Raw genomic sequence first — 12,943 nt, 5'->3', positions numbered from 1 at the left:
AATGGTATAAGGGAGGGAACGAACATGGCTCAAAAGTGCCGTTACAGCATTATCATTCCGATGTATAACGAAGAAGCGGTGATTGAGGAGACCTATCGGCGTCTGAAAAAAGTCATGGGCAGTACAGGAGAAAGTTACGAGCTTCTCTTTGTTAACGACGGTAGCGTGGACCAAAGTGCACAGATGATCCGTGACTACGCCCGTTGGGACGAGAGTGTGAAGCTGATTGATTTTGCGCGCAACTTCGGTCACCAGATCGCAATTACGGCAGGGATGGATTATGCAGCAGGCGATGCCGTCGTCATTATTGATGCGGATCTTCAGGACCCTCCCGAGCTGATATTGGACATGATCGCCAAGTGGAAAGAGGGCTATGAGGTTGTCTATGCCCGTCGGACCAGACGAAGCGGGGAGACCCGCTTCAAGAAATGGTCGGCAAGCATGTTCTACCGTGTACTGCGTGCGTCGACGGATACGGATATTCCAGTGGATACCGGGGATTTCCGACTGATTGATCGCAAGGTATGTGATGAGATGAAACGTCTTCCGGAAAAAAATCGATTTGTTCGCGGACTGGTCAGTTGGGTGGGGTTCCGTCAGACGGCCATTGAATATGAACGGGATGAGCGCTTGGCAGGGGAGACAAAATACCCGCTAAAACGCATGTTGAAGCTGAGTCTGGACGGCATTACCTCATTCTCACACAAACCGCTCAAGCTTGCAGGTTACGTAGGAGCTATTCTATCCATCGGCGGCTTCATCTATATGCTTAGTGTCATTGCTTCAGCGATATTTACAGATTCTACAATCAAAGGATGGCCTTCAATGGTTAGTATCATGCTGATTTTTAACGGCTTCATATTGATCATGCTGGGTATTCTTGGCGAGTATGTCGGCCGAATCTATGATGAAACGAAGGCGCGTCCGCTCTATATCGTAAGAGATGTGTATCAGGTGGAGAGTCAGTCAAGTCAGTCACGGTTAACGGGCAGAGTTGCTCATCATGACTAATCGGTTGGTCACTATATTTAAGTTCGGAGTTGTGGGTGTCCTGAATACGGCAGTGGATGCATTGGTATTTACGTTGCTCGCTGCCGCAGGCGCACCTGCTCTAATTGCCCAGGAGATCTCGTATAGCTGTGGGGTCGTAAACAGTTACTGGTGGAACGGCAGATGGACCTTCCAGGATGCGGGAAGACAGGGCAAAAAAAACGAAATCATGCGTTTTGTAATCACCAATCTAGTAGTTCTTGCGTTATCTTCTCTGATTCTGTACATCTGCAATAGCATATTAGGTTGGAGCGTTGTAATGAGTAAAATACTGGCAACTCTCTCGGGCATGGTTATAAATTATATTGCCAGTCGGTATTGGGTGTTCCGGGCAGAGCCCGTTCAAGGATCTGACCCTTCATCTGATGCTAATGAAAGGAGTGCTTCATGATATGAGAATTAAAAAAGCAGTCATTCCGGCAGCGGGGCTAGGCACCCGATTTTTGCCGGCAACCAAGGCACAACCCAAAGAAATGCTGCCAATAGTGGACAAACCGGCCATTCAATACATTGTGGAAGAAGCGGTACAATCGGGCATTGAAAATATCATCATCGTAACCGGACGCAATAAAAAATCGATCGAAGATCATTTTGACAAATCGGTTGAATTGGAGCATTCCCTGTACGCCAAGGGCAAGCAAGCGCTACTGGAAGAGGTGCAAGCGATCAGCGAAATGGCAAGTATTCATTTTATCAGACAAAAAGAGCCGCTTGGATTGGGCCATGCGATTGGATGTGCTCGTCAGTTTGTGGGAGATGATCCATTCGCCGTACTGCTTGGAGATGACATTATGGTGTCAGATCCACCAGCGCTCGCACAGATGATTCATTTATATGAAAAGACAGGCAGCCAGATTGTTGGCGTGCGGCAGGTGCAACCTGCTGACGTGAGTAAATACGGAATTATCGATTCACAGGGGGCAGAGGATCGGGTTCACCGAATTACCAATCTGGTAGAGAAACCTTCAATTGCAGAAGCACCCTCGAGAACAGCCGTGATGGGACGTTACATTCTGAAACCTTCCATCTTTCCCATTCTGGATCGAATCGAGAGAGGTGCTGGAGGTGAATATCAGCTAACGGATGCGCTGAAAGAAGTAAGCCAGGTCGAAGAGCTGCTGGCTCTTGAACTGGAAGGACGCCGCTACGATATTGGTGATCAGTTCGGATATATTCAGGCGATCTTGGAGATTGGACTGATGCGTAAGGAACTACAGCCCATGCTGACACCATATCTTCAGAAGCTTGCAACCCAGTGGGCATAGGGATTGATATGTAGCAGAGGTATAGATCTGCTGTAGGACGGGGGATCCTCCGTGCCATGGTTCTGGCATAGTCTCCAGCATTGCATTGTACAATGGTTCCTGTCACGCTACAATGAGCAAGAAGTTCAAGTTGCTCTTTGAGGAGTGAAGAATCATGAGTGAGACTATCATCAGGAATCTTATTCAGTATATGGACGTGGAGGACAACGCCGCCATTCAATACATTCAGACCGAGCATCGGTTGAAACTGGGACTCTTTTGGGGAATCAAGGAAGGCAGCCGCGTTCTGGAAATCGGTTGTGGTCAGGGAGATACAACGGCCGTGCTTGCGCATCTGGTGGGAGAGCATGGGTACGTTCATGGTGTAGATATTGCACCAGAGGATTATGGTGCACCACTGACCGTAGGGGAAGCGGCAGCCAAGCTGCGGAAATCTCCGCTGGGTGACCGAATTCGAATGGATTATGAGTTTGACATCCTAAGTGATCAGGCTCAATTCGCCGAGAATGAGTTTGATGTGATCGTACTTTCCCATTGTTCATGGTACCTGAAATCATTTGACGAACTCGCCCAGATTCTTAGCAAGGTTAGGACGTGGGGACATCAGTTATGTTTCGCCGAATGGGATACACGAGTTACAGATGTGAGCCAGCTCTCACATTGGTTATCCGTTCTGATTCAGTCCCAGGTCGAATGTTACAAGGAGAACAGCTTCTCCAATGTGCGCACGCTCTTTACACCGGAGGATATCCAAGAGCTTATCTCTGCGGTGGGCTGGACGATTAAGGAAGAGATTTCAATCCATTCTCCCGAACTGCAGGACGGTCACTGGGAAACCGAAATGACACTGGCAGAAGCGCCTGTGGAACTGCAAATGCTTCCGATCCCGGACAAAGTAAAAACACTTCTTCTTTCCGAACTGAAATTACTTAGGACACATCATGTCGCGGGGCCTGGGAGTCCACTGGGAACGTATGCGATTATTGCCAAAAAGCAGTAAAGAAATGGTCATTTGCAGCACTTTATAAGAAAAACGTCTACCGACGTACTTTCACAGAAGACAGACCGCGTTTAGCTGAAGTTTTTCTTGCGATAATTGAATTGTTCAGCTTCGCTGAAAACGTATAAATTCCATGATCTAAAAAAATGTGTTTACTTCACGATAGTAATTTTGATATTATAATCGCAATATCAAATGCGATGAAGAGATGAGTAGATAAAAGGTTTCTTTCACAGAGAGCTCCGGCAGCTGAAAAGGAGTAAAGAATTTTTTGTTGAATAAAGACTCAGAGCAGCACATCGGAACTTTAAGGCTTGAGGGATGGTGTGACAGGAGCTCCTGTTACAGAGCGAGAGTATATGCGGATGCAGCATAAATTGAATGCAGTTATCCTTAATAACTCGAAGAGGCTGGTATGGCGACATATTGGCGAATCTGGGTGGTACCACGAGTGTAACAATCTCGTCCCTGAGACTTTTGTCTTGGGGATGGGATTTTTTGGTTTTTCCGGGATGTTGGCTACACGCTTTGGAAACGCCTGAATAGTGTTTAATAAGAGGAAACTCACACCGAAAGGAAATGATGATTTTATGTCAGCAAAATTGAAAGTCGGTATCGTCGGAGGAACGGGGATGGTAGGTCAGCGTTTTGTGGATCTGCTCAATGAACACCCATGGTTTGAAGTAACGGCTATTTCAGCAAGTGCCAACTCGGCAGGCAAAACATACGAAGAATCCGTACAAGGCAGATGGAAACTCGCTGCTGCGATCCCGGAAGCAGTGAAAAACATCGTTGTGCAGGACGCTTCTCAAGTGGAAGCTTTTGCGAGCCAGGTTGATTTTATTTTCTGCGCTGTTGATATGAAAAAGAATGAAATTCAAGCGCTCGAAGAGGCTTATGCCAAAACAGGAACACCTGTCGTGTCTAATAACTCGGCTCACCGCTGGACGGCTGATGTACCAATGGTAATCCCTGAGATTAACCCGGGACATCTGGACGTGATTGAAGCTCAACGCAAACGTCTGGGTACGAAAACCGGATTCATTGCAGTAAAACCTAACTGCTCGATTCAGAGCTATGTGCCAGCACTGCACGCCTTGCGTGAGTTCAACCCGACTCAGGTTGTAGCTTCCACGTATCAAGCAATCTCCGGAGCAGGTAAAAACTTTACGGACTGGCCAGATATGCTCGATAATGTCATTCCATACATCGGTGGAGAAGAAGAGAAGAGTGAGCAGGAACCACTGCGGATCTGGGGCAGCATTGAAAATAATGAGATCGTCAAAGCATCTGCTCCATTAATTACAACACAATGTATTCGTGTACCGGTAACGGATGGGCATCTGGCAACCGTGTTTGTGAACTTCGAGAAAAAACCAAGCAAAGACGAAATTCTGGAGCGTTGGTTGCAATTCATAGGTCGCCCGCAAGAACTGGGTCTGCCAAGCGCACCGAAACAGTTCATTACGTATTTTGAAGAAGAGAACAGACCACAGACGAAACTGGATCGTGACATCGAACGCGGAATGGGTGTATCCACAGGCAGACTGCGCGAAGACTCCCTGTATGATTACAAGTTTGTAGGACTGTCTCACAACACGCTACGCGGAGCAGCAGGCGGTGCTGTACTGATCGCTGAATTGCTCAAAGCTGAAGGATATATTCAGCCGAAATAAACAGGCATTGTGTAAATAGGAATAGAAGTAATAGAATATCACTGACAGGTTACCCCTTTTAGTAGACAAGAGTATGAGCATCTGAGAAGATGAATTTACTTTTGTTGAACAGAGGGGTATTTTTAAATCCAAACCGTTTTGCTTCGGTATTTGGATGATATCGTTACTATATATATCGGTTACTAGGGAAGAAGGGATCTGCTCATGTCGTTACAATCATCATTCTATGAAGGTTAAAACTAATATGGTAAATATTACATTGTAAATTCATGAGAATTCCAGTATTTTTATTAACGGCAAACTTTTATTTTATAAAGTAGAAGTAGATTGTCTTAGCAGGTAGCAATTGAAATGGAGAAGAAAGGAGGAAGAAATATTATGTCAGAAGTTGCTAGTCAAAGAGTACATAAGCCAGGGCCACCGCCAGTAAGTTTCGGTAGTTGGATGCTCACATTGTTCCTTATGATGATTCCGCTTGTAAACATAATTATGTTGTTTGTTTGGGCATTTGGAGATTCCAACCCTTCGAAAGCCAATTATGCCAAAGCATCGTTGCTGTGGGCAGCGATCGGAATTGTTGTGTATATTCTTGTGTTCGTACTTATCATTGGAGCTGGAATTTCACTCTCAGATTACTAGGTTTATGAATGCATAGCTTGATAAAGTTTCATCTCGAACGCCGACAATAATGTCGGCGTTTTTTAATTTGATTTTTCTCATGTTCGTTGATTAGGTACACATTTCGTTAGTTGAAGTTCTATTCCATGAAGAGGATTGGGATTACGATAGAAATATCAAGCGACGAAGTGGGTGATGAGGAAAATGAAGAAAGTAAATGTGCCAGACCACCCACAATTGTTGGGAAAGGGAGTTACGCAGTCCAAATCGGTTTCAGGGTGGAAAAGGTTTATGGGACAGTGGGAGTTTCAGGTTATGATCTGGCCTGCTCTGTTATTCTTGCTGATCTTCAGCTACGGACCCATGTGGGGGATTTTTATTGCATTCCAAGATTACAATTTGTTCGCAGGCATGAAGAATAGTCCGTGGGTTGGATTCATGCATTTTCGCATGTTCTTTGAATCTCCGGAATTCTGGAGCGTGATGCGAAATACATTTGCCATCAGTTTGCTCAAGCTGTGTATCGGTTTTCCTGCGCCGATTATCTTGGCCCTGATGTTAAATGAAGTGGCAGGCAAGTTCAAACGAGTCGTTCAGACAGTCACTTATGTTCCTCATTTTATGTCATGGATCGTAATCTCTGGGCTCGTATTCTCTATGCTTGCGGTGGATAATGGGGCGGTTAATGAGCTTTTGCTCGCACTAAATCTCATTAATGAGCCGGTTAACTGGATGTCCACACCCGAGTATTTTTGGGGAATCCTTGTATCCTTAAATGTTTGGAAAGAGATTGGCTTCGGTTCAATTGTCTACCTAGCGGCCATTATCGGCATTGATCCCGCCCAATATGAATCTGCTTCCATCGATGGAGCGAGCCGTTTCCAACAGATCTTTCGAATTACAATCCCGAATATTATGCCGATTATGATGATCTTTCTGATTTTGGGGATTGGTAACATACTAAATGCAGGTTATGAAGATATTCTGGTACTGACAAAAAACCTGAGTAATGGCATCGTTCTTCCCGTTGCGGATGTAATCGACACCTATGTCTATCAGATGGGGATTGTTAATCAACGATTCTCCTATGCAACCGCGGCAGGATTATTCAAATCGTTATTAAGCGTAACATTGTTGGTTGTAGCGAACACATTGGCAAGAAAGTTTGGAAAAACAAGCTTGTGGTAAAACCGCGAGTGAAAGAGTGGGAGATCGTCTATGAAACTGTCTGCAGGAGATCGTATTCTCAAAATCGTGATTTATGCCTTGTTGAGCATTCTGGCATTTGTTACTTTTTATCCGTTCTGGAATTCCCTTGTCTTGTCGTTGAACGTAGGTTCCGATACCTCTTCAGGTGGGGTTACCTTTTGGCCGAGGCAATTTACGTTGGAGAATTATGCAGTTGTGTTTCAAGAAAAAAATATCTATAATGCGTATCTCATCACGATTCTTCGGACAGTAATTGGCACGGTATGTGCACTGCTTTTTACATCTTTATTCGCTTATGCGATGTCCAAAAAAGGGATCATGTTCAAGAAAGCTTACATGATTCTTGCCGTAATAACCATGTTCTTCAGCGGGGGAATTATTCCGTACTTTATCCTTGTCTATCACCTTCAATTATATGATACGTTCTTATTCCTCGTGCTTCATGGCATGGTTAACGTGTATAACATGATCATCTTCCGTACCTTTTTTATGGAACTTCCGGACGGGCTGGAGGAATCGGCCAAAATGGACGGATGCAGCAATTTTGGTGTCTTTTTTCGAATTGTGCTGCCTGTGTCAGGTCCCGTGATGGCGACCCTCGGACTATTTACTGCTGTATTTTTGTGGAATGACTGGTTTATTCCGGCGGTGTTCATCAGCAATCAAAATTTGATCCCTCTACAAACGTTGCTGGTCCAGATTATCAACGCAGGAACAACGGCTTCGCTGATGACCAATCTGAACAGTTATGCGCAAAGTATGGTGCAAAATACGGTAACCGTAAAATCCTTGCAGATGGCTACGATGATGGTAGCCACGCTACCTATTCTCATGATCTATCCATTTTTACAGAAGTATTTTGTGAAAGGTGTTCTGGTAGGCTCACTTAAAGAGTAATTTGCTCGCAAAATAGTTATGAAGCCTTCTTGTCTGACGGACAGGAAGACGTGTAACATACAACTGTATAAGAGAGGGGCAAGGCAAATATGGAACAAAAACAACAAAAACGACGTAAATCACTGCACTGGCTTCACCTTTCGGCACTAAGTGCAGTACTAATGATCAGTGGATGTACTGGAGGCGATGAGGGATCAAGTCCATCTGTAAATGAAAGCGTAAACACCAAGGAGCAGATAAAGACAGGTGAAACCGTCTCTCCAAATGCGGATGCAAAATCAAAAGTAAGACCAGTCAGCTTCACCCAATTTGTCAATTATGACTGGTACACTGCCCCGACATGGGAAGAACGCCCGCACGGTAAATGGATAACAGACGAGCTTGGTGTTGTGATGGAACCTGTACAATCCAACGGAGCGGCTGCGACCAAACTCAATTCCATGATTGTTGCCAAAAAACTTCCTGATGCCATAGTACTTGACCGAGGCAAAGACGTGGAGCGACTAGTCAGTGCAGGTCAGCTTGTAGCGCTTGACCCTTATCTGGAGAAGTATCCCGAGTTTGTAAAGACAATCGGGGAAGAGACGATTAATATGCTCCGCAGTGCGGACGGTAAGTTATATCAAATTCCAAACTGGTTTATTAGTGGTGATAACGGAAATGGCAATGCAGCCTATCTTGTGAATCGTAAAATTTACAAGGAATTGGGATCACCGAAGGTGGAAACCTGGAGCGAGCTTGAGGCTTATCTGAAGCAGGTAAAGGAGAAGTATAACGGCAGTATCGTTCCGATTGATTTTGGGGAAATGCGTGACAGTGAATCTCAGATGATCAGCATGCTCTATAGTGGAGCAACGGAAGATCGCACAGGTGGATTTATTTCACCGGGTTCTGGAGGTGTATTTGGTGTACCGCAGGGAGCGCAGCTAACTTCTATTTATACAGATCCTGCTTTTGAACAGACGGTCATGTATGCAAGTCGTTTATTCCGTGAAGGATTAACTTCTAAAGATGCGTTTACCCAGACACGTGATCAAATTTTGGAGAAACTGAAAAATGGTAAAGTCGCTGTATTCAGTGCCTTTGATTCCGTGGTCGAAGGGATAGGGCGTGAAGCCAACAATCATCTGCAAGCTGCCGACCCGGAAGCGGGATATGATGTCATCTGGCCAGTTCATGCCGATGGCGTGGACAAAAACAAGGTGTATCCGAGTGGATACAATACGCTCGGCTGGAACGTGAATGTCATTACGAAGAATGCCAAGGACCCGGGAGCCATTTTTGCTTATATGAACTGGGCGATCAGTGAAGAAGGCCAGCAAGTCCTCTTTTTTGGGCCGAAAGGATTGTTCTATGATGAGGTTAAAGACGGCGTTCCGATCCCGAATGAAGCCTATGTTAACCGTGATCCGAAGAAATATGACGAAATGAAGATCGGAGAGTTTAACTGGTACGGTAACACAAGTTACGTCGATGTGGTCAAAGCCAAACGGGAAGAGCTTCTGCCCGAAGAAGCTCAAGACTGGACAACGGTTGCCCAGTCCACCGTTTCCTTTAAAACGTCCAAAAACATGACTGAATTCTCCAATCTGGATCCTCTTGCAACTTCGGAAGAAGGGATTATTCTCCAAAGGTTGAAAGATTATTATAAGCAGGTCATTCCTCGTCTTGTATTCGCCGGAAATGATGAAGAAGTGAAGAGTATTCTGGCGGAGGCTCAGGCGGAATCTGTGAAGCTTGGATATGACAAAGTGCTGAAATGGAAAACCGCCAAATGGCAGGAAAATCTTAAAATTATGGGGAAATGATAATAGTACCAAGCTATACGATGTCTAAACGGTGGGTGTGCTGAGGCACGCCCTTTTATTCTCTATTAAGGAGTCGAACGATCATGTATAAAGCAGCGTTGGTCGATGACGAAAATTACGATCTGGTCGGTATGCGTGAGCTTATTCCCTGGGACGAACTTAATATTGAGATCGCTTTCATGGGAAACAAACCACTTGCCGCATTGCATTACCTTCAGAATCATGATGTGGACATTCTCGTTACCGATATTAAAATGCCCGTAATGTCTGGCTTGGAGCTTGCCCGAATGGCACTCCAGAAACAGCCGGAGCTTAAGATCATATTTATCAGCGGTTATGAGGACTTTGATTATGCGAAACAGGCTATTCATTTGAAAGCGGATGGCTATATTCTGAAACCGGTGGATGATGATGAAATTAAGACAACTCTGCAAAAAATCGTTCATGTTCTGAAAGAAGAGAATACCAGATTGGAGACAAAAAACAGGAGCGATGCACTTGAACATTTTGATTTTGTGAAACAGGATTTCTTGAAGCATCTCATGGAAGGTAGTATTGATGCGCCAACCTTGCAGTCCTTCACCCGGCTTTATCCCCTTCCCCTACGAACGGAGACGGCCCATGCCGTTATTATAGAAATGGATCATATGCAGCACTTGTTCACAGATGAAGAATATGAACGATGGCATGAGCTGACTTTCCGTCAAATTACGTCATGGATTGAAACTAAAAATTGGGGGGCGTGGTGCCGATTGTCTACGGACCGAATTGGACTCATGTATTCCTATGATGCTGGGGATATAGAATTGAATCTGAACGAACTTATCCATTACATACGTGATCGTTCCCGCTTTACCATTACGGTCAGCTTTGGACAAAAAACGAATCGGGTTACCGAACTGCCGGTATCCTTTGATGAAGCGCGAAATTTAATCGGATGCAAAATGTTTCTTGGTAAAAATCGGCTTATCTCTCCAGGAGAGGTACATATTCCGCTTGTAAGAGATGTACTGGACGTAAATAGTCAGCTGGATCGGCTATTTACAGCGATGTCCACATATGATCTCGTCACGATCTGTGATGCCGTGGAGGAGCTGTTTGAGCATGTGCGGGCCTTTTCCGATTCGTCTAAAGTACACCATTTCTCTACTCATGTCCTGTCACGGCTCGAAGGATATTTGAATGCAGAGGCACAAGATGATTTTCCTCACTTTGCAAAGTGGAAATCGGAAGGATTTGAGACCGTTCAGCAGTTCGACACGGTGGATGATATTAAATCCTGGCTAAGACGAACCGTGTTCGAATGGTCGGAACATATCTACTTGCGCAAGCAAAAGTCCAATTGGAAGTTATTCTCCGATATTGAACATTATGTTGGGCAGCGACTGTCACAAGACGTAACTCTAAAGGATCTGGCTACCCATTTCTCGTATTCTCCGAATCACCTTGGATTTCTTTTCAAGGATAAGGTGGGGATCAATTTTAGTGATTATGTTGCTGCCCGGCGGCTTGAACATGCCAGGCATCTGCTGCAGTCCACCAATCTCAAAATCTATGAGATCGCCGATCAGGTTGGTTATCGAAGTCTTACCTATTTCAGCCGATTGTTCAGAGAAACTTTTGGCATGAAGCCCGGCGATTTTAGAAAGCAGAGTTGATGCATGATACAACATAGCAATCGACGACGTTTCCTGCCCATTTTATATAAATTACTCATATCCAATCTCGCACTTGTAATTATTCCGATTATAGTAATTGGTTGTTATGCCTATATATCCTCAGCACGTTCTGTGGAGGAACATACACGAAATAACCTTGAAGTAGCAGTGAGACAGATTCAAAGCAATGTGGAATACAGGGTAGGGGAGATTATTCGCAGTTCGGATGAAATCTATCAGGACCAGGGGTTATCTACGTTGCTTTCGGGCTATTATCTGGACTGGGAGAAGTATCAGGTGACAACGCAATATGTGATGCCAAGACTTGAATCGTCTACCAATCTACCCAAATCCAAGATCAAGCTCTCCCTATATTTGCATGCACCTACCATCAGCGAATTTTACTACAATGAAACGGAGCAATCGCTGATCGCTGGAGAAAGACAATATGAGATTCTGCATACCAGCCGGATTGTGGATAAGGCATGGTACCAGAATCTGCGTATCGGTTACGACGAAGTGAAGTGGCAGCAAATCGAGAACGATTCCAATTACGGATATATCTCTTTGTTAAGACATGCCATTAATTACGAAACGTTTCAGTCCATTGGCCTTATACGGGTTTCAGTTAAGTTGAAAGATATTTTTGAAGATGTTGATTTCAATCAATTAGGGGAAGGAACGAAGTTGTTTGTACTCGATCAGGATGAACAGCTACTCTATTCGAGTTCGCCTGGCGGTTCCTTGCCATATACTGCCGAGGAATTGAATGAATCCCGTGATTATCTGAAAATCTCCAAACCGATTCACAATATTCCTGTTCAGATCGTTGCGCTGGTCCCCAATGCATCCTTTAAGGACAATTCTCAGAAAGTTCGGAATGTGACCATCATCATATGTGTCATCAGCATTCTTGTCATGACTCTTGTCAGCTTCATAATGGCACGTATGTTCTCCAGCCGCCTCTCCAAACTCGTAATATCGCTTGAAGCTTTCAAAGAAGGGGAACTACAACGGCGAATTCAATATACGGGCAATGATGAGTTTGCCATTATTGCGGAGTCTTTTAACGAAATGGCTTCCACTACAGAGCAATTGATTGATGAAGTCTATACGAGCAAGCTGGAGAAGAAGGAAGCAGAGCTGCAAATTTTGCATTCAAAAATAAATCCTCACTTTTTATACAACACGTTTTCTTCGATTAGCCGCATGGCAAAGCTTGGGGAAATTGATAAGCTGCATGAAATGATTCGTGCACTGGCGAAGTTTTATCGTCTTACCCTAAACAAGGGAGAAATGCTGATTCAAGTCGAGAAAGAGCTTCACATTGTTAGAACGTATCTTGATATTCAAAATATAAAATATGCAGAACGAATTCATTATCATCTAGATGCTGAGCCAGAAACATTGGGGCTGGAGACGGTTAAATTCATACTGCAACCATTTGTCGAAAACGTGCTGGAACATGCCTGGTATGACGATGAGATCAAGATTCATATTAAGGTAAAGAAGCATGAAGAACATGTACACATTGAAGTGCACGATAATGGACTTGGGATGAAACAGGAGATTATAGACGCGATTTTTACAGAAGGAGCAGGCGGTATAGGATACGGAATACGTAACGTGGACCAGAGAATCAAACTTCATTATGGCAAGGGCTATGGCGTGAGTATTCGTAGTGAAGTGGGAACAGGTACGGTAGTTACGATTGTTTTTCCGGTTAAGTCTCCGCTTTCCAGACAGGAGTAGTCCGGTGCAA

At 44.5% G+C, this 12,943-nt stretch carries 11 protein-coding genes and 1 other annotated feature; all 11 genes read left to right on the top strand.

Annotation, left to right across the window (positions count from 1 at the left end):
- Nucleotides 1-24: 24 nt before the first annotated feature.
- The 11 genes from G3352_RS00860 to G3352_RS00810 all read left to right on the top strand — a co-directional run bounded on the left by G3352_RS00860 (nt 25) and on the right by G3352_RS00810 (nt 12,933).
- Nucleotides 25-1,011, top strand: a complete 987-nt coding sequence (locus tag G3352_RS00860; protein ID WP_163753046.1) for a glycosyltransferase family 2 protein — start codon at nt 25-27, stop codon at nt 1,009-1,011.
- Nucleotides 1,004-1,441, top strand: coding sequence for a GtrA family protein (locus G3352_RS00855; protein WP_163753045.1), 438 nt, complete (start codon nt 1,004-1,006; stop codon nt 1,439-1,441). Before G3352_RS00860 ends, G3352_RS00855 begins: the two co-directional genes overlap by 8 nt.
- 1 nt (nt 1,442) lies before the next feature.
- Entirely contained in the window at nt 1,443-2,315 is an 873-nt protein-coding gene (galU, locus tag G3352_RS00850) for a UTP--glucose-1-phosphate uridylyltransferase GalU (RefSeq protein ID WP_090897170.1), read from the top strand.
- A 154-nt stretch (nt 2,316-2,469) separates the two neighbouring features.
- Nucleotides 2,470-3,315: a class I SAM-dependent methyltransferase gene (locus tag G3352_RS00845; RefSeq protein WP_163753044.1), complete on the top strand. Its 846-nt coding sequence runs from the start codon at nt 2,470-2,472 to the stop codon at nt 3,313-3,315.
- Nucleotides 3,316-3,506: 191 nt separating this feature from the next.
- Nucleotides 3,507-3,788 (top strand) — a binding site (T-box leader).
- 117 nt (nt 3,789-3,905) lie between these two features.
- On the top strand, nt 3,906-4,991 hold the full coding sequence (gene asd, locus G3352_RS00840; protein ID WP_163753043.1) for an aspartate-semialdehyde dehydrogenase: 1,086 nt from the start codon (nt 3,906-3,908) through the stop codon (nt 4,989-4,991).
- Nucleotides 4,992-5,369: 378 nt separating this feature from the next.
- A complete protein-coding gene (locus G3352_RS00835) occupies nt 5,370-5,630 on the top strand; it encodes a hypothetical protein (protein ID WP_240342874.1) in 261 nt (86 codons plus the stop codon).
- Nucleotides 5,631-5,900: 270 nt separating this feature from the next.
- Entirely contained in the window at nt 5,901-6,797 is an 897-nt protein-coding gene (locus G3352_RS00830; protein ID WP_240342897.1) for an ABC transporter permease, read from the top strand.
- 30 nt (nt 6,798-6,827) lie between these two features.
- Entirely contained in the window at nt 6,828-7,715 is an 888-nt protein-coding gene (locus G3352_RS00825; RefSeq protein ID WP_163753041.1) for a carbohydrate ABC transporter permease, read from the top strand.
- 89 nt (nt 7,716-7,804) lie between these two features.
- Nucleotides 7,805-9,523 (top strand): extracellular solute-binding protein, encoded by a 1,719-nt coding sequence (locus G3352_RS00820; protein ID WP_240342873.1) that lies wholly within the window; start codon nt 7,805-7,807, stop codon nt 9,521-9,523.
- 83 nt (nt 9,524-9,606) lie between these two features.
- The gene (locus G3352_RS00815) at nt 9,607-11,181 is read left to right on the top strand and encodes a response regulator transcription factor (RefSeq protein ID WP_163753040.1); all 1,575 of its coding nucleotides are present in this window, start codon (nt 9,607-9,609) and stop codon (nt 11,179-11,181) included.
- Nucleotides 11,182-11,184: 3 nt separating this feature from the next.
- Nucleotides 11,185-12,933: a cache domain-containing sensor histidine kinase gene (locus G3352_RS00810; RefSeq protein ID WP_205524644.1), complete on the top strand. Its 1,749-nt coding sequence runs from the start codon at nt 11,185-11,187 to the stop codon at nt 12,931-12,933.
- The last annotated feature ends 10 nt before the right edge of the window (nt 12,934-12,943 follow it).

Origin of the sequence: Paenibacillus sp. ALJ109b (assembly GCF_010747435.1) — a bacterium.
GTDB lineage: Bacteria > Bacillota > Bacilli > Paenibacillales > Paenibacillaceae > Paenibacillus > Paenibacillus taichungensis.
Note: the sequence above shows the minus strand (reverse complement) of the source record. Positions and strands in the feature narration are given on the sequence as shown.

Coding starts and splice junctions, on each gene's coding strand:
- G3352_RS00860 (WP_163753046.1), top strand. CDS start 25: ATGGCTCAAAAGTGCCGTTACAGCATTATCATTCCGATGTATAACGAA.
- G3352_RS00855 (WP_163753045.1), top strand. CDS start 1,004: ATGACTAATCGGTTGGTCACTATATTTAAGTTCGGAGTTGTGGGTGTC.
- galU (WP_090897170.1), top strand. CDS start 1,443: ATGAGAATTAAAAAAGCAGTCATTCCGGCAGCGGGGCTAGGCACCCGA.
- G3352_RS00845 (WP_163753044.1), top strand. CDS start 2,470: ATGAGTGAGACTATCATCAGGAATCTTATTCAGTATATGGACGTGGAG.
- asd (WP_163753043.1), top strand. CDS start 3,906: ATGTCAGCAAAATTGAAAGTCGGTATCGTCGGAGGAACGGGGATGGTA.
- G3352_RS00835 (WP_240342874.1), top strand. CDS start 5,370: ATGTCAGAAGTTGCTAGTCAAAGAGTACATAAGCCAGGGCCACCGCCA.
- G3352_RS00830 (WP_240342897.1), top strand. CDS start 5,901: ATGGGACAGTGGGAGTTTCAGGTTATGATCTGGCCTGCTCTGTTATTC.
- G3352_RS00825 (WP_163753041.1), top strand. CDS start 6,828: ATGAAACTGTCTGCAGGAGATCGTATTCTCAAAATCGTGATTTATGCC.
- G3352_RS00820 (WP_240342873.1), top strand. CDS start 7,805: ATGGAACAAAAACAACAAAAACGACGTAAATCACTGCACTGGCTTCAC.
- G3352_RS00815 (WP_163753040.1), top strand. CDS start 9,607: ATGTATAAAGCAGCGTTGGTCGATGACGAAAATTACGATCTGGTCGGT.
- G3352_RS00810 (WP_205524644.1), top strand. CDS start 11,185: ATGATACAACATAGCAATCGACGACGTTTCCTGCCCATTTTATATAAA.